Genomic DNA, 17,343 nt, shown 5'->3' on the forward strand with positions numbered 1-17,343 from the left:
CGGGGCCGCCTCACATCAACTGCGCGTTTCCTGCCTCAGTGGCCGACGGTATCGGCCACTTCCCCGCGCGCTGCCCGCTTCAGGCTCATGCGGCGTTCATCGGGCGCCGTCGCGCCGCGCATGAAAAGCACGGCGCACATGGCGCACATCGTCCAGATCCCAGCGATTACCAGCAGCTTTTCCATTTTTCGGTCCCTTCGCTCTTTCTTGTGACCAACAACCCCCGCTCTGTTTGTATAACGGCACGGCCGCGGAATCGATTAGGGTTGTCCTGCGTGTTGCTCGACCAGGGAAAATACCGAGCGCAATCTGTGTGCGACGGTGGGCAGGCATTCGCCCGCAAAGCCCGGCTGCACAAGGTTTTCCGCGTGGTGCAACCATATTGATAGAGTGGTTGCACCTTTTTATTTGAAGGGTTACGATTCGCCAACTTTTTGGTCACCGTCGGCAGGAATGTGCCGGCATACGAAGGAAACATGGCTAGCACCACACTTGGCGTCAAAGTCGACGATCTCCTGCGCTCCCGCCTCAAGGACGCTGCCACGCGGCTCGAGCGCACGCCGCACTGGCTCATCAAGCAAGCCATCTTTGCCTATCTCGAGAAAATCGAGCACGGCCAATTGCCTCCCGAACTCAACGGCCATGTCGGAGCGACCGATCTCGCCGATGGTGCCACCGCCGCCGACGACGAAGCCGCCTCGCACCCGTTCCTCGAATTCGCGCAGAACGTGCAACCGCAGTCGGTGCTGCGCGCGGCCATCACGGCTGCATACCGCCGCCCCGAGCCGGAGTGCGTGCCGTTCCTGATCGGCGAAGCGCGCCTGCCGGCCAACCTCACCGGCGAAGTGACGAAGCTCGCCACGAAGCTTGTGGAAACGCTGCGCGCGAAGGGCACGGGCGGCGGCGTGGAAGGCCTGATCCACGAGTTTTCGCTGTCCAGCCAGGAAGGCGTGGCGCTGATGTGCCTCGCCGAAGCGCTGCTGCGCATTCCCGACCGCGCCACGCGCGACGCGCTCATTCGCGACAAGATCAGCAAGGGCGACTGGAAGTCCCACGTCGGTCACGCGCCGTCGCTGTTCGTGAACGCCGCGACGTGGGGCCTCATGATCACCGGCAAGCTCGTCACGACGAACAGCGAAACCGGCCTTTCGTCGGCGCTCACGCGCATGATCGGCAAGGGCGGCGAACCGCTGATCCGCAAGGGCGTGGACATGGCCATGCGCCTGATGGGCGAGCAGTTCGTCACGGGCGAGAACATTTCCGAAGCGCTGGCCAACAGCCGCAAGTTCGAAGCGCGCGGTTTCCGCTATTCGTACGACATGCTCGGCGAAGCCGCGACGACGGAAGCCGACGCCCAGCGCTACTACGCATCGTACGAGCAGGCCATTCACGCCATCGGCAAGGCCGCGGGCGGCCGCGGCATCTACGAAGGCCCAGGCATCTCGATCAAGCTTTCCGCGCTGCACCCGCGCTACTCGCGCGCGCAGCAGGAACGCACCATGGGCGAACTGCTGCCGCGCGTGCGCGCGCTCGCGGTGCTCGCTCGCCGGTATGACATCGGCCTGAATATCGACGCCGAAGAAGCCGACCGCCTCGAACTCTCGCTCGATCTGCTCGAAGCGCTGTGCTTCGATCCGGAACTCGCGGGCTGGAACGGCATCGGCTTCGTGGTGCAGGCTTACCAGAAGCGCTGCCCGTTCGTGATCGATTACATCGTCGATCTCGCGCGCCGCAGCCGCCACCGCATCATGGTGCGCCTCGTAAAGGGCGCGTACTGGGACACCGAAATCAAGCGCGCGCAGGTGGACGGCCTCGAAGGCTATCCGGTCTACACGCGCAAGATCTATACGGACGTCTCGTACCTCGCGTGCGCAAAGAAGCTGCTCGGCGCGCCGGATGCCGTGTACCCGCAGTTCGCCACGCACAACGCGTACACGCTCTCGGCGATCTACCACCTCGCGGGCCAGAACTACTATCCCGGCCAGTACGAATTCCAGTGCCTGCACGGCATGGGCGAGCCGCTGTACGAAGAGGTCACGGGCCCGCTTTCGCAGGGCAAACTCAACCGTCCGTGCCGCGTCTACGCGCCGGTCGGCACGCATGAAACGCTGCTCGCGTATCTCGTGCGACGTCTGCTCGAAAACGGCGCGAACACGTCGTTCGTGAATCGCATCGCCGATGCCTCGGTGCCGGTCGCCGAACTGGTCACGAACCCTATCGACGACGCCACGAAGGTCGTGCCGCTCGGCGCGCCGCACGCGAAGATTCCGCTGCCGCGCGAACTGTACGGCAACGAGCGTCTCAACTCGATGGGCCTCGATCTGTCGAACGAGCATCGTCTCGCGTCGCTCTCGTCGGCGCTGCTGGCGAGCGCGCATCATCCGTGGCGAGCCGCGCCGATGCTCGCCGATAGCGACATCGCAGAAGGCGCCGCGCGCGACGTGCGCAACCCCGCCGATCATCGCGATCTCGTCGGGACCGTTGTGGAAGCCACAAGCGAGCACGTGAGCGCCGCGCTCACGCACGCCGTGGCCGCCGCGCCGATCTGGCAGGCTACGCCCGTCGAAGCGCGCGCCGATTGCCTCGCGCGCGCCGCCGATCTGCTCGAAGCGCAGATGCACACGCTGATGGGCCTGATCGTGCGCGAAGCGGGCAAGTCGCTGCCGAACGCGGTGTCGGAAATCCGCGAAGCGATCGACTTCCTGCGCTACTACTCCACGCAGATCCGCGAAGAGTTCTCGAACGACACGCATCGTCCGCTCGGACCCGTGGTGTGTATCAGCCCGTGGAACTTCCCGCTCGCGATCTTCATGGGCCAGGTGGCCGCCGCGCTCGCGGCCGGCAACACGGTGCTCGCGAAGCCCGCTGAACAAACGCCGCTGATCGCCGCGCAAGCCGTGCGCATTCTGCGTGAAGCCGGCGTGCCTGCGGGCGCGGTGCAACTGCTGCCGGGCAACGGCGAAACCGTGGGCGCGGCGCTCGTCGCCGATCACCGCACGCGCGCCGTGATGTTCACGGGGTCGACGGAAGTTGCGCGCCTCATCAACAAGACGCTTTCCGAGCGCCTCGACTCCGAAGGGCGCCCGATTCCGCTGATCGCCGAAACCGGCGGCCAGAACGCGATGATCGTCGATTCGTCGGCGCTCGCGGAACAGGTCGTTGCCGACGTGCTGCAAAGCGCATTCGACTCGGCGGGCCAGCGCTGTTCCGCGCTGCGCGTGCTGTGCCTCCAGGACGACGTGGCGGACCGCACGCTCGAAATGCTCACGGGCGCGATGAAGGAACTCGCGGTGGGCAACCCCGACCGTCTTTCGACCGACGTCGGCCCCGTGATCGACATCGACGCGAAACGCGGCATCGACGCGCACGTGGCCGGCATGCGCGAAAAGGGCCGTAAGGTCCAGCAAATGCCGACGTCCGACGCCTGCGCGCAGGGCACGTTTGTCCCGCCCACGCTCATCGAGCTGGACAGCCTCGACGAACTGAAGCGCGAAGTGTTCGGGCCGGTGCTGCACGTGATCCGCTATCGCCGCAGCCAGCTCGACAAGCTGCTCGAACAGATCCGCGCAACGGGCTACGGCCTCACGCTCGGCATTCACACGCGTATCGACGAAACCATCGCGCACGTCATCGGCCGCGCGCACGTGGGCAACATCTACGTGAACCGCAACGTGATCGGCGCGGTGGTGGGCGTGCAGCCGTTCGGCGGCGAAGGTCTTTCGGGCACGGGTCCGAAGGCGGGTGGCGCGCTGTATCTCTCGCGCTTGCTCGCGAAGCGTCCCGCTGGCTTGCCGAAGTCGCTCTCCGACGTGCTCGTCGTGGATGCGCCGCAAAGCGCCGAGCGCAACCACGGCGCGCCGCAATCGGCGCCGCAGTCCGCACATTCGGCGCTCACGACGCTGCGCGACTGGCTCATCGCCGAGCGCGAGCCCGCGCTCGCGGCACGTTGCGAGGGCTACCTCGAATACGTGCTCGCGGGCGCCACGGCGGTTCTGCCGGGCCCGACGGGCGAGCGCAACACGTACACGCTTTCGGCGCGCGGCACGGTGCTTTGCGTGCCCTCCACCGCAACGGGTGCGCGCGCGCAACTGGCCGTTGCGCTGGCAACGGGCAACCGCGCGCTATTCCAGGGCGCGGCGGGCGAAGCGCTCGTGAACGCATTGCCGGCGGCGCTCAAGGCGCACGCGGCAAGCAGGAAGACGGCCGACGCCGACTTCGATGCGGTTCTCTTCGAAGGCGACAGCGACGAGCTGCTCGCACTCGTGAAGGAAGTCGCCAAGCGTCCTGGCCCGATCGTCACGGTGCAGGGCGTGGCAGCGCACGCGCTCGCCAACGGCGATGAAGATTACGCGCTCGAACGACTGCTCGCGGAACGTTCGGTCAGCGTGAATACGGCAGCAGCAGGCGGTAATGCAAATTTGATGACGATCGGTTAAGCACAAGCCATACTGTCGGTCGTCTCAAGACAAGGAAGCGGCAAGGCTCATCGAATCCGAAGCCGCTCGTTCGATACCTGGTACCAAGGAGAAGCAATGCAACACACGATGAAGCAGCTGGCAGGCGCGACGCTTGTTGCCGCCCTGTCGCTGGCGGGGACTGCGCATGCACAACAAGCCGAAGACGTGAAGATCGGTTTCGCCGGTCCGATGACGGGTGCGCAGGCGCACTACGGCAAGGACTTCCAGAACGGCATCACGCTCGCAGTCGAAGAAGAAAACGCAACGAAGCCCGTGATCGGCGGCAAGCCGGTTCACTTCGTGCTCGATTCGGCCGACGATCAGGCTGACCCGCGCACCGGCACGACGGTCGCGCAGAAGCTCGTGGACGACGGCATCAAGGGCATGCTCGGTCACTTCAACTCGGGCACGACGATCCCGGCTTCGCGCATCTACGCGAACGCGGGCATCCCGCAGATCGCCATGGCGACTGCGCCCGAGTACACGCAGCAAGGCTTCAAGACGACGTTCCGCATGATGACCTCCGACACGCAGCAAGGCTCGGTTGCCGGCGCGTTCGCGGTGAAGAACCTCGGCATGAAGAAGATCGTCGTGATCGACGACCGCACGGCTTACGGCCAGGGTCTCGCCGACGAGTTCTCGAAGGCTGCGAAGGCAGCGGGCGGCACGATCATCGATCGCGAGTACACCAACGACAAGGCCGTCGACTTCAAGTCGGTCCTGACGAAGGCGAAGGCGATGAACCCCGACCTGGTCTACTTCGGCGGCGCGGATTCGCAAGCGGCTCCGATGGTCAAGCAGATGAAGTCGCTCGGCATCAAGGCGCCGCTGATGGGCGGCGAAATGGTGCACACGCCGACCTTCCTGCAGATCGCGGGTGACGCGGCGAACGGCACGGTGGCGTCGCTCGCCGGCCTGCCGCTCGACCAGATGCCGGGTGGCAAGGACTACGTAGCGAAGTACAAGAAGCGCTTTGGCGAAGACGTGCAGACGTACTCGCCGTACGCCTACGACGGCGCAATGGCCATGTTCGCGGCCATGAAGAAGGCCAACTCGACGGACCCGGCGAAGTATCTGCCGTTCCTCGCGAAGACCAGCATGCCGGCTGTCACGACGTCGGAACTCGCGTACGACCAGCGCGGCGACCTGAAGAACGGCGGCATCACGCTGTACAAGGTTGTCGACGGCAAGTGGACGACGCTGCAAAGCGTGGGCGGCAAGTAAGCGCCTGACGTTCGGCTGAAGTCAAAAGCCCCGCACGATCGAAAGATCTGCGGGGCTTTTCTTTGTGCGCTCGCACGACGCAAAGGTGAGCTTATTCAGGATTCCTGTTCAGTCATCCTTCGGTCACTGCGCGCGCATTTTCTTGCCCGCTTCGCGAATCTGTTCGAGCGTCGCGGCCGGCGTGCTCGCTTCCTTCGTCACGCGAATTTCGATGAGTGCAGGCTTGCCGGCAGTGAGCGCGCGTTCGAGCGCCGGCGCGAACTGCGCGGTCGTCGTGACGACTTCGCCGTGCGCACCGAACGACTGCGCAAACGCCGCGAAATCCGGATTCGTGAGCTGCGTGCCATGCACGCGGTTCGGATAGTGACGCTCCTGGTGCATACGGATCGTGCCGTAGTGCGAGTTGTTCACGACGATGAATACCACGTTCAGCCCGTACTGCATCGCCGTGGCGAGTTCCGACGAGGACATCATGAAACAGCCGTCGCCCGCGAGCGCGACCACGGTGCGCTGCGGATAGAGCGACTTTGCAGCGATCGCGGCGGGCACGCCGTAGCCCATCGCGCCGCTCGTGGGCGCGAGTTGCGAGCGGAAGTGGCGATACGCGAAGTGCCGATGCAGCCAGGTCGCGTAGTTGCCCGCGCCGTTCGTGACGATCGCGTCGTCGGGCAGGCGCGCGCGCAGTTGCTGCATGACTTCGCCGAGCTGCACGTCGCCGGGCATCGGCAGCGGCTTGCGCCATGCGTGCCATGCTTCGTGCGCTTGTGCCGCGCTGCCCGCCCACGCGGGTAGTGCAGGCGCGGGAAGTTCCGCGAGCAGCGCCGCGAATTCCGCGAGGCCCGAAACGATCGGCAGATCGGCGGCATAGACGCGGCCGAGTTCCTCCGCGCCCTGATGCACGTGAATGAGCGTTTGCTTCGTCTTGGGGATGTCGAAGAGCGTGTAGCCGCCCGTCGTCGATTCGCCCAGACGCGGACCGAGCGCGAGCAGCACGTCGGCTTCGCGGATGCGTTTGGCGAGCGCCGGATTCACGCCGAGGCCCACGTCGCCCGCATAATTCGGGTGCTCGTTGTTGAGCGTGTCCTGGAAGCGGAAGGCGAGACCCACCGGCAATTGCCAGTTCTCGACGAAGCGCTGGAAGTCGGCGCACGCCTGCGTGTTCCAGCCATGTCCGCCCGCGATCACGAACGGCTTCTTCGCGCCTGCGAGCAGTTCGCGCACGCGCTCCATCTGCGCGGCGGAAGGCGAGGCCTGCACGCGTTGCGCGGGCGGCGCGATGGGCTGCGCTTCGGATGCGGGAATCGCGCCGCTCAGCATGTCCTCCGGCAGCGCGAGTACGACCGGGCCGGGCCGGCCAGACATCGCGACATGGAACGCGTGGCTCAGATATTCGGGCACGCGGCGCGCGTCGTCGATCTGTGTGACCCACTTGGCCATCTGGCCGAACATGCGCCGGTAGTCGATTTCCTGGAACGCCTCGCGGTCCATCTGATCGCGCGCAACCTGGCCGATCAGCAGGATCATCGGCGTGGAGTCCTGAAACGCCGTGTGCACGCCAATCGAGGCGTGCGTGGCGCCCGGCCCGCGCGTGACGAGCGCGACGCCCGGCTTGCCCGTTAGCTTGCCGATCGCTTCCGCCATGTTCGCCGCCGCCGCCTCGTGGCGGCACACCACGGTTTCGATCTTCGCGGTTTCATCGGACAACGAATCGAGCACCGCGAGATAGCTCTCGCCCGGCACGCAGAACACGCGCTCGACGCCATTGGCGACAAGCGCATCGACGACGAGGCGGGCTCCGGTGGTGGTTGAAGCGTTCGGCTGCTGCATGGCGGTCAAGTCTCCTTCAATCGTTACGTGATGACGTCCTGATGTTTCGGGCAAGGCGACAGCGCTTCAACGAATCAGCACTCGACGATATTCACCGCGAGGCCGCCGCGCGAGGTCTCCTTGTACTTCGTCTTCATGTCGGCGCCGGTCTCGCGCATCGTCTTGATGACGGAGTCGAGCGAGACGTAATGCGCGCCGTCGCCGCGCAGCGCCATGCGCGCGGCGTTCACGGCCTTCACCGAAGCCATGGCGTTGCGCTCGATGCAGGGAATCTGCACCATGCCGCCCACGGGATCGCAGGTGAGGCCGAGGTTGTGCTCCATGCCGATTTCGGCGGCGTTTTCCACCTGCAGCGGCGTGCCGCCCAGCACGGCTGCGAGCGCACCCGCGGCCATCGAGCAGGCCACGCCAACTTCGCCCTGGCAGCCCACTTCCGCACCGGAAATCGACGCGTTGAGCTTGTAGAGAATGCCGATGGCGGCCGCCGTGAGCAGGAAATCGATCACGCCCTGTTCGTTCGCGCCGGGCGTGAAGCGCACGTAGTAGTGCAGCACGGCGGGAATGATGCCCGCGGCGCCATTGGTCGGCGCGGTCACGACGCGCCCGCCCGCGGCGTTTTCCTCGTTCACGGCGATCGCGTAGAGGTTGATCCAGTCGATCATCGAAAGCGGGTCTTGCAGCGCGCGCTCGGGGTTGCTGGTGAGCGCGCGATAGAGTTGCGGCGCGCGGCGCTTCACGGCGAAGGGGCCGGGCAGCGTGCCTTCGGCGTCGGGGTTGTTGATGCCGCAACCGCGCGAGACGCACGACTGCATCACGTGCCAGATGTGCAGGAGACCTGATCGAATCTGCTCGTCGCTGTGCCAGACACGCTCGTTTTCCAGCATCAACCGGGCGATGCTCTTGCCGGTCGAGGCGCACAGCGCGAGCATCTGCGCGCCCGTGCGGAAGGGATGCGGTAATTGCTGCGCGGCGGCGAGCACCTTCGTGTTCGGCGCGCCCGCCGTGACGACGAAACCGCCGCCCACGGAAAGGTATGTGCTCTCGCGCAGCGTTTCGCCATTCGCGTCCAGCGCGCGCAGCTTCATGCCGTTCGGGTGCTCGGGCAGCGCCTGGCGATAAAACGCCACGTGCTCTTTCGGCACGAAGGCGATCGGATGACGGCCGAGCAGCGCCAGCTGGCGCGAAGTGCGCACGGCTTCGAGACGTTCGCCGATGGTGTCGGGATTGACGGTGTCGGGCGCGTCGCCCATGAGGCCGAGCATGACGCCGCGGTCGGTGCCGTGGCCCTTGCCGGTTGCGCCGAGCGAGCCGTACAGCTCGACCTTCACGGCGGCGGTGCTCGCGAGCAGGCCGTCGCGTTCGAGTCCTTCGGCGAACATGAGCGCCGCGCGCATCGGCCCGACCGTGTGCGAGCTGGAGGGCCCGATGCCGACTTTGAAGAGATCGAAAACGCTCACTGCCATGGGTACTGCTCCTGCTTGTCTGACGTTGGTTTGTGGGGATGCGGCGCGATTGCGGCATCACTGTTTCCGTGCCGCCGCTGCGTCCCTCGCGCGCTTTTCAGCGCGCCGGCAACGGCAGACAGACGGCGAGCCACGCGGGCGGCGTGGGCGCGAGTTTCAGCGCGACTGGCGCAAAGCGGCCGTCGAGTCGCGCCGCGAGATGAAACAGCTCCGCGGCGTTCTTCGGGTCCCACTGGCCGGTGTAGCCGGGCAGGCCCGCTTCGCGCCGCTTCGCGTCGAACGGTACGTTCGAATGCACGAATTCCTCGTGCGTTTTCTGGCCGAGCGCATACGGCGTGAGCCAGTCGAGCGCGCCCGCGAGTGTCGCGCCGTTGGCCGCGCGCTCGGTCAGCCAGTTGCGGTTGTGACGGCGCGCGGCGAGCGCGGCGGTCACGAGCGGCTGCAAATCGTAGGTCACGTAGTGCAGCGCGTCGCGCTCGGTGAAGTCGAGCGTCGAGCCGTCGGGCGCGACGTTGTCGCCGAGATGCTCCACGAACAGGCGCTGCGCCGTCGCGATCATCTTGCGGTTGTCGAGCGTGAACGCGATCATCGCGATCAGTTTGACCCGATGGCTCTGCCAGTTGTTCGCGAAAGTTCCCTTGAGCGGGCGCGGCTGCGCGTCGATCTGCGCGATATAGCCGTTCGCGAAGCTGTTCAGGAACTGCATCGTCGCGTTGCGCGTTTTCACGGGAAGCGCGCTCGCGGTCATGTCGTAGGCGAGGATCAGCCCCTCGAAACGCGTTTCGTCGATGGGATTGAAGCTCGGCTTGTATGTGGTGACCCACGCGAGCAGAAAGCGGTCCACGAGCCTCAGGAAGCGCTCGTCGCTCGTCGCGCGCCATGCGAGCGCCGCGTTGCGCATGAGGTCGAGTTCCTTCGCGGCCTCGACGCTCTGGTCGTAAATGCCCTCGTGCGGCAGCGTGCCCTCGGTGTGGAGGCGCGGCAGCGGACGCGGCGTGTCGTTCACGTGCGTCACGACCTCGGCCACGAGCGCCTTCACGCCCGGGTCGGAGTTGGTGCGCTCGCTCGATTGCAGCGCGGGCGCCGCGCAGAAGTTCATGGCCGCGTGGGCCGCGCCCGCGAAGGTGCCGGTGAAGGTGGCGCAGGCAAGCGCCAGCGCGGCGACCCGCAGTGGATCCCGCAGTTGTTTCCGCATTTGATCCCGCAGATGTTCCGTTTCCACCTTCCGCGCCATGCGCGACTCCCTGATTCAAGGCTGACAGGTGTGTGATGTTAGCGGTTTGCGGCGGCAAATGTGAGAGGGATGGCTGCCGCTGCGCTCTCCGGGGATGACGCAGCGGCTCGGACGAGGCTTATTCGCCTGCCGTTTCGGCGGCATTTTCGCCCGCATATTCACTAAGCGGCACGCACGAGCAGAACAGGTTGCGGTCGCCATACGCGTTGTCGGCGCGGCCAACCGGCGGCCAGTACTTGCGCGCGACGAGCGACGCGACCGGGTACGCGGCCTGTTCGCGCGAGTAGGCGTGCTTCCAGTCGTCGGCGACCACCACGGCGGCCGTGTGCGGCGCATGGCGCAGCGGGTTGTCCTCCTTGTCCGCGCGGCCTTCCTCCACGGCGCGGATTTCCTCACGGATTGCAACCATCGCGTCGATGAAGCGGTCCAGCTCTTCCTTCGACTCCGACTCGGTCGGCTCGACCATCAGCGTGCCCGGCACCGGGAAGCTCATGGTCGGGGCGTGGAAGCCGTAGTCCATCAGGCGCTTGGCCACGTCGTCCACGGTGATGCCGCTCGCGTCCTTGATCGGGCGCAGGTCGAGAATGCACTCGTGCGCGACCAGGCCGCCCGGGCCGCTGTAGAGCACCGGGAAGTGCGGCGCGAGCTTGTTCGCCACGTAGTTGGCGTTGAGGATCGCGTTTTCGGTCGCGGCAGTGAGGTTGGCCGCGCCCATCATGGCGATGTACATCCACGAGATCGGCAGGATCGAAGCCGAGCCGTAAGGCGCCGCGCTCACCGCGCCGATGCCGTGACCCTTGTCGGTCGAGCGCTTGTAGCCCGACGAAAGCTGGTTCGGCAGGAACTGCGCGAGGTGCGCGCCCACCGCGACCGGACCGACGCCCGGGCCGCCGCCGCCGTGCGGAATGCAGAAGGTCTTGTGCAGGTTCAGGTGCGAGACGTCGCCGCCGAACTGGCCGGGCGCCGCGAGACCGACCATCGCGTTCATGTTCGCGCCGTCCACGTACACCTGGCCGCCCGCCGAGTGCACGATTTCGCAGACTTCGCGCACGTTCTCCTCGAACACGCCGTGCGTGGACGGATACGTGATCATGATCGCCGCGAGCCTGGCCGCGTGCTGTTCGGCCTTGGCCTTGAGGTCGGCGAGATCGATGTTGCCTTGCGCGTCGCAGGCGACCACGACCACCTGCATGCCCGCCATCTGCGCCGATGCGGGGTTCGTGCCGTGCGCCGAAGCGGGGATCAGGCAGACGTTGCGATGCGCTTCGCCGCGCGAGGCGTGGTACGCCTGGATGATGAGCAGGCCCGCGTACTCGCCCTGCGAGCCCGCGTTCGGCTGCAGCGAGACGGCGGCGTAGCCGGTGGCGGCCACGAGCATCTGTTCGAGCTGATCGACCATCTCGCGATAGCCGACGGTTTGCTCGGCGGGCGCGAACGGGTGGATGCGGCCGAACTCGGGCCACGTGACCGGCAGCATTTCCGAGGTCGCGTTGAGCTTCATCGTGCACGAGCCGAGCGGGATCATCGAGCGGTCGAGCGCGAGGTCCTTGTCGGAGAGGCCGCGCAGGTAGCGCAGCATTTCCGTTTCCGAATGGTGACGGTTGAACACCGGGTGCGTGAGGTACGCGCTTTCGCGCGCGAGCGCGGCCGGGAATGTCGAAGCGGCGCTTTGCGTGAGTTCGGCGTCGAGCTTGTCGACCGAAGGCGCTTCGCCCGCAAACGCGGCTTGCGCGAACACGGCGAGCAGGTCGGTCAGATCGGCGCGCGAGGTGGTTTCATCGACGGACACGCCCACGCGCGTCTCGCTCACGTGGCGCAGGTTCATGCCGCGTGCGAGCGCCGCGTCGTGCAGCGCCTGGGTGCGCGGGCCCGCTTCGAACGTGAGCGTGTCGAAGAACGCTTCGTTGACGAGCGTGTAGCCCAGTTGTTTCGCGCCCGCGGCGAGGATCGCGGCGACGCGGTTCACGCGCTGCGCGATGCGCTTCAGGCCTTGCGGGCCGTGGTAGACCGCGTACATGCTCGCCATGATCGCGAGCAGCGCCTGCGCCGTGCAGACGTTCGACGTGGCCTTTTCGCGGCGGATGTGCTGTTCGCGCGTTTGCAGTGCGAGGCGCAGCGCCGGGTTGCCCTGTGCGTCCACAGTCACGCCGACGAGACGGCCCGGCATCTGGCGCTTGAATTCGTCCTTCACCGCGAGGTAGGCGGCGTGCGGGCCGCCGAAGCCCATCGGCACGCCGAAGCGCTGCGAGTTGCCCACGGCCACGTCCGCGCCCCATTCGCCCGGGGGCGTGAGCACGGTGAGCGCGAGCAGGTCGGCGGCGGCGATCACCGCGCCGCCGGCGGCGTGCACGGCCTGGGCGAGCGCGCGGAAGTCGCGCACGTCGCCGTTCACGCCCGGATATTGCAGCAGCACGCCGAAGGCGCCTGTGGTTTTGGCCACTTCGGCGGCTTCTTCAGCGGGGCCCACCTTCACCTCGATGCCGATCGGCCTGGCGCGCGTCTTCACGACTTCGATGGTCTGCGCGAGCACGTCGTCGGCGACGAAGAACACGTTCGACTTCGACTTGCCCACGCGCTGCACGAGCGTCATGGCTTCGGCGGCGGCGGTGGCTTCGTCGAGCAGCGACGCGTTCGAGATCGCGAGGCCCGTCAGGTCGGTGATCATCTGCTGGAAGTTCAGCAGGGCTTCGAGGCGGCCCTGCGAGATTTCCGGCTGGTACGGCGTGTACGCGGTGTACCACGCCGGGTTTTCGAGCACGTTGCGCAGGATGACGGCCGGCGTGTGCGTGTCGTAGTAGCCCTGCCCGATGTACGAGCGGAACACCTGGTTCTTGTCCGCGAGCGCGCGCAGGGCGGGGAGCGCCTCGGCTTCCGAGCGCGGCTGCGAGAACGGCCCGAGCGGCAGCGTCTCGTTGCGGCGGATCTTCGCCGGAATCACCGCATCGATCAGCGCGGCGCGCGAGGCGAAGCCGAGCGCGTCGAGCATCGCCTGCTGGTCGGCCGTGTCGGGGCCGATGTGGCGGGCGGCGAAAGCGTCGTGCGCTTCGAGCGCGGCAAGCGAGAGCGGGGAGTTCATCAGACGATCCGGGTGTTCGAGCTTCATGGGGATTCCGGGTTTTGACTGCTGGCGCGGGCGGCGTTGTGAGCACGCCGCCGCGCCGTGCGGTTGAGGCAAGGTTGCGATTTACGCGCCGATGGCCTTTTCGTAGGCGGCAGCGTCGATCAGCGAGTCGAGCTTGGCGTCGGCGGCGGGCTTGATCTTGAAGAGCCACGACTCGTACGGCGCGCCGTTCACCTGGTCGGGCGTATCGACGAGCGACGTGTTCGCATCGACGATCTCGCCCGAGACCGGCGCGTAGATGTCCGAGGCGGCCTTGACCGACTCGATCACGGCGACAGCGTCGCCGGCCGTGACCGCGCGGCCGGCTTCCGGCAGTTCGAGGAAGACGATGTCGCCGAGCGCTTCCTGCGCGTGGTCGGTGATGCCGATGGTCAGCGTGCCGTCGGCTTCGGTGCGGATCCACTCGTGCGATTCGGTGTATTTCAGATCGGCCGGGATGCTCATGGTTGCTCCAGTGCGTGGTTCGGTTTTTGTGGCTTAAAGGGGGAGGGCGCGCGCGGCGGCAGGATCGTCGCGGATCAGGCGGCGAGCACCTTGCCGTTGCGCACGAACGGCAGTTTTACCACGCTTGCGGGAAGGGCTTTGTCACGGATCTGCACCTGCACGACATCGCCCGGCTGCACGCCCTGAGGCACGCGCGCGAAGGCGATGGATTCCTGCATGCTCGGCGAGAACGTGCCGCTCGTGATCTCGCCCTCGCCATGCGGCGTGAGCACTTTCTGGTGCGCGCGCAGCACGCCGCCGGCCTTGCCGTTTTCCTTCTGCAGGATCAGGCCGACGAACGCCGAACGCGAGCCGTTCGCCTCGAGCACCTTGCGGCCGACGAAGTCGCGCGGCTCTTTCATGTCGACGGTCCAGGCGAGGCCCGCGTCGAGCGGCGAGACGCCGTCGTCCATGTCCTGGCCGTAGAGGTTCATGCCGGCTTCGAGGCGCAGCGTGTCGCGCGCGCCCAGGCCGCAGGGCTTCACGCCCTGGCGCTGCAGGGCGTCCCAGAATTCGCACACGGCGGCGGCGGGCAGCACGATTTCGAAACCGTCTTCGCCGGTGTAGCCCGTGCGCGCGATCATCAGCTCGCCGAACGGCGACGCTTCGATCTTCGCGGCGTTGAAAGGCTTGAGCACTTCGGTGGCGCTGCGCGACGAGGGCGCGACCTGCCAGACCTTTTCGCGCGCGTTCGGGCCCTGAACGGCGACGATCGCGAGATCGCGGCGCGGCGTGATGGTGAGGCCAAAGCCGCCTTCGGCGTTGAGCTTTTCGAACCAGGCGATGTCTTTTTCGGCCGTGCCCGCGTTCACGACGGTGCGGAACTGGTCGTCGGCGAAAAAGTAGACGATCAGGTCGTCGATCACGCCGCCTTCGGGGTTGAGCATGCACGAGTAAAGCGCCTTACCCGGCGTGGTGAGCTTCGCGACGTTGTTGGCGAGCGCGCGGGAAAAGAACTCGCGCGCCTTCGCGCCCGAAAAGTCGACCACACACATGTGCGAGACGTCGAACATGCCGGCGTCGGTGCGCACGGCGCGGTGTTCGTCGATCTGCGAGCCGTAGTTGACGGGCATGTCCCAGCCGCCAAAATCGACCATGCGGGCGTTCAGCGCGCGGTGCGTGTCGTTCAGCGGGGTGCGTTTGAGTTCGGTCATGGGGCCTCAGGCGGTCGCGAGGTTTCGCGCGGCGTTCGCGCGAAAACGAAAAAGGCCATGCAGGAAACGCCGCAGGCACGATGCCCGTGGTCGGTTCTTGCATGGCCCCTCTGTCCTCGGTACCTGAGAGATTGCGCCTTGTTGCGGTTGGCGCGCGCCCCTTCGGTGGGCAGCTTGAACGCGGTGCGTTCTACTGCCGCTCTCCAGAGTTGCGGACTTGTTTGCTGCTTCGCGTTACCTCGCGCGAAGAGCGCAAAGGCGGCGAATCAGCGGTCCGGCGCGCACGGTCCTTTTGCCTGAGAGTTTGTGGGTTGCCCCTTCGGCGGCGCCGGTTGCCCTTGCTGCGACAAACGGCGCGCTCTCCCGGCGCGCGCAGCGATTGTGCGCGACGCCCCTGCGCTATGTCAATGCGGAAAAATTCTGCGGTTGGCGCGTCCAGAGGGCCGGGAGGCTTGCTGGTATTGGCCTGGGCGGATCGGCAACGGGCGTTTCGCGGCGCAGACGAAAAACGGGGGCGCAGCGGGAGGCTCCGCACGAACCGCGAGCGCGGTCCGAACGGCTACGCCAACGCGCGCAGCGCTTATTCGCCGATGGCGCGCGCCGCCGTATCGAGTTCCTGGTTCAATACGCGCTGCTCCTCGGGCGAGATGCCGCCGCCGTGCTGGGCGGCCATGTCGTGCGCTTCGCCGCGAATCGTGTCGAGGCGGTGATGCAGTGCGCCGCCCTGGGGCGGCGGGTAGTAGCCCTGGCCCACGCGCATGTCGATTCGGTGGCCCAGGTTGTCGATGCGGCTGTCGACCTGATGCAGGCGATCGACGGCGACTTCGTGCGGATTCGGCCCGGGCGGCGGAGCGGGGCGCGGCGCCGGCTGGTTGACCACGCACGCGGCGAGGGTCGAGACGAGCGCGCCAGCGGCGACGAACCGTAGGGCGTGGGTGTAGCGGGTCATTAGACTCTCCTTTGTCTTGTCGTTGCTGCTTTTTTGTCCTGCATGTCTACAAACGTCTGGGTATAGCCGCGTGATGACCCCGCAGCGGCAACCAGATGTAACCATTTGTATGGACCTTTCAGCGGCGTCGGCGCAATGCAAGGTCGACGCCGCCGCCGAAAGCGCAGGACAGCGCGATCAGGACCGGCGCGCGAACGCCAGCGTGCGGCCTTCCTTCACGCTTTGCATGGCGAGTTCGATGAGCGTCATGACGTCGATGGCGTCCTGCGGGCTCACCGGGAACGGCTTGCCTTCGCGGATCGCCGCGGCGAGTGCGCGGTACAGATCGGCATAGTTGCCCGCCGCATTGGGCACTTCGAGGTCGGCTTCCTGGCCATCGTCGCGCAGCACGTGCAGACGGCCCGCCTCGTTGCCCGCGCCGAAACCGGGCTGGCCCGGACGCAGGCCGTCCTTGAGCTGATCTTCTTGGGTGTCGAGGCCGTTCTTCAGATAGCTGCCGCGCGTGCCGTGAATCGCGAAGCGCGGAGCGTACGCGGCGAGCGCGCTGGCATGCAGCACGGCGTCGTGGGTCGGGTAGCGCAGCACGAGGTGCGCGTAGTCCGGCGCGCTCGCGTTTTCGCGGCGCGTGTGGACGAACGCGGTGATCGACTCGGGTGCGCCGAAGAGCGCGAGCGTCTGGTCGATCAAATGCGGGCCGAGATCGTAGAGCAGGCCGCCGCCGCGCGTGGCGTCCTCGCGCCAGCGCTGCTTCACCTGCGGCCGAAAGCGGTCGAAATGCGATTCGTAGTGCGTGACGCGGCCGAGCTGGCCGCTCGCGATCAACTCGCGCACGGTGAGGAAATCGCCGTCCCAGCGGCGGTTGTGGAACGGCGCGAACACGAGGCCGCGCTGCTTCGCGATGGCCGCGAGCGTATGCGCTTCTTCGGAAGTGAGCGTGACCGGCTTGTCGACCAGCACGTGCTTGCCGCGCTCGAGCGTGCGGCGCGCGAGGTCGTAGTGCGTGTCGTTGGGCGTGGCGATCACGACGCATTCGATGGCGTCGATCGAGAGCAGCGCGTCGAGGTCGGGCACGATCGCGGCGTCGGGATAGTCGGCGGTGGCGCGCTCGCCCTGGCTCGTCGCGATGGCCGCGAGCTGCGCGGCGCCGCTATGCGCGATCACGGGCGCGTGGAAGGTCTGGCCGGCGAAGCCGTAGCCCATGAGGCCGATTTGCAGCGGTGCAGTCTGCGGTGCAGTCATATTGCGCTTCCTTTTCCAGCGAGTGCGGGTGGCGGGAGCCCGTTATTTTGGCACGACGCGCCTGGCGTGCGGAACGCGGCGAGGGACGGGTGGCGGATGGGCTCCGGAGAAACGCGACGTCCGCCGCAACATCGGGGGCGGCATCGGCGTATCGCCGTGCCGTGTTAACATCGCACCTCTCGCGTGAGAGGC

General features: G+C 66.7%; 11 protein-coding genes and 2 riboswitches. Of the genes, 2 read left to right on the plus strand and 9 right to left on the minus strand.

The genetic code is table 11. The features are described from left to right. Window positions 1–35 precede the first annotated feature (35 nt). Complete coding sequence (locus U5768_RS17395; protein ID WP_322031634.1) at window positions 36–185, minus strand: hypothetical protein; 150 nt, start codon at window positions 183–185, stop codon at window positions 36–38. 291 nt (window positions 186–476) lie between these two features. Here U5768_RS17395 and putA point away from each other — a divergent pair, with 291 nt between their 5' ends. Both putA and U5768_RS17405 read left to right on the plus strand, forming a co-directional pair. After that, complete coding sequence (gene putA, locus U5768_RS17400; protein WP_322031635.1) at window positions 477–4,436, plus strand: trifunctional transcriptional regulator/proline dehydrogenase/L-glutamate gamma-semialdehyde dehydrogenase; 3,960 nt, start codon at window positions 477–479, stop codon at window positions 4,434–4,436. 96 nt (window positions 4,437–4,532) lie between these two features. Continuing rightward, on the plus strand, window positions 4,533–5,681 hold the full coding sequence (locus U5768_RS17405; RefSeq protein WP_322031636.1) for a branched-chain amino acid ABC transporter substrate-binding protein: 1,149 nt from the start codon (window positions 4,533–4,535) through the stop codon (window positions 5,679–5,681). A gap of 123 nt (window positions 5,682–5,804) precedes the next feature. On the opposite strand, the gene U5768_RS17410 is transcribed toward U5768_RS17405, so the two are convergent. The 8 genes from U5768_RS17410 to U5768_RS17445 all read right to left on the minus strand — a co-directional run bounded on the left by U5768_RS17410 (window position 5,805) and on the right by U5768_RS17445 (window position 17,151). Beyond that, window positions 5,805–7,508, minus strand: coding sequence for a thiamine pyrophosphate-binding protein (locus U5768_RS17410; protein ID WP_322031637.1), 1,704 nt, complete (start codon window positions 7,506–7,508; stop codon window positions 5,805–5,807). A gap of 74 nt (window positions 7,509–7,582) precedes the next feature. Next, a complete protein-coding gene (locus tag U5768_RS17415) occupies window positions 7,583–8,971 on the minus strand; it encodes an L-serine ammonia-lyase (protein ID WP_322031638.1) in 1,389 nt (462 codons plus the stop codon). Between the two features lie 97 nt (window positions 8,972–9,068). Beyond that, complete coding sequence (locus U5768_RS17420) at window positions 9,069–10,205, minus strand: alginate lyase family protein (RefSeq protein WP_415913921.1); 1,137 nt, start codon at window positions 10,203–10,205, stop codon at window positions 9,069–9,071. A gap of 118 nt (window positions 10,206–10,323) precedes the next feature. Beyond that, window positions 10,324–13,308 (minus strand): aminomethyl-transferring glycine dehydrogenase, encoded by a 2,985-nt coding sequence (gene gcvP / locus U5768_RS17425; RefSeq protein ID WP_322031639.1) that lies wholly within the window; start codon window positions 13,306–13,308, stop codon window positions 10,324–10,326. An 81-nt stretch (window positions 13,309–13,389) separates the two neighbouring features. Continuing rightward, complete coding sequence (gene gcvH, locus U5768_RS17430; protein ID WP_322031640.1) at window positions 13,390–13,770, minus strand: glycine cleavage system protein GcvH; 381 nt, start codon at window positions 13,768–13,770, stop codon at window positions 13,390–13,392. Between the two features lie 74 nt (window positions 13,771–13,844). Then, entirely contained in the window at window positions 13,845–14,963 is a 1,119-nt protein-coding gene (gene gcvT, locus U5768_RS17435; protein WP_322031641.1) for a glycine cleavage system aminomethyltransferase GcvT, read from the minus strand. A 100-nt stretch (window positions 14,964–15,063) separates the two neighbouring features. Beyond that, window positions 15,064–15,180, minus strand: a riboswitch (glycine riboswitch). Window positions 15,181–15,238: 58 nt separating this feature from the next. Further along, a riboswitch (glycine riboswitch) is annotated at window positions 15,239–15,339 on the minus strand. A 204-nt stretch (window positions 15,340–15,543) separates the two neighbouring features. Further along, window positions 15,544–15,912 (minus strand): hypothetical protein, encoded by a 369-nt coding sequence (locus U5768_RS17440; RefSeq protein ID WP_322031642.1) that lies wholly within the window; start codon window positions 15,910–15,912, stop codon window positions 15,544–15,546. Window positions 15,913–16,089: 177 nt separating this feature from the next. Then, window positions 16,090–17,151, minus strand: a complete 1,062-nt coding sequence (locus U5768_RS17445) for an oxidoreductase (protein ID WP_322031643.1) — start codon at window positions 17,149–17,151, stop codon at window positions 16,090–16,092. Between the last annotated feature and the right edge of the window lie 192 nt (window positions 17,152–17,343).

The organism is Paraburkholderia sp. J76 (assembly GCF_905220295.1).
GTDB lineage: Bacteria > Pseudomonadota > Gammaproteobacteria > Burkholderiales > Burkholderiaceae > Paraburkholderia.